The sequence below is a fragment of the Peribacillus muralis genome (genome assembly GCF_001439925.1).
GTDB lineage: Bacteria > Bacillota > Bacilli > Bacillales > DSM-1321 > Peribacillus > Peribacillus muralis.
This window is the reverse complement of the sequence record NZ_LMBV01000097.1, coordinates 1-208: the sequence shown is the minus strand read 5'-3', so window position 1 is coordinate 208 and position 208 is coordinate 1. Positions and strand designations below refer to the sequence as shown.

Sequence of the window (208 nt, the reverse complement as noted above, 5' to 3'; positions counted from 1 at the left end):
CATCATTCGTTGATGAGGATTCACATACCCATTCAGGGCAAGGATTAAATCATCTTTTTTCTTCTTCATTGAACGTCGCGCAAAGTTTGCTAGTTTCTCAGGATCATCCTCACCAATTGCGATCGCATGAAGCATGTCCTTTGATGAAACGCCCATAATATCCGATACGACAGAGCCTAATTTGATATTTGCACCTTCAAGCACCTTT

General features: G+C 41.3%; 1 pseudogene. It reads right to left on the bottom strand.

The features are described from left to right. A pseudogene (locus tag ASU00_RS24235) lies at positions 1-208 on the bottom strand (IS110 family transposase); the annotation flags it as partial.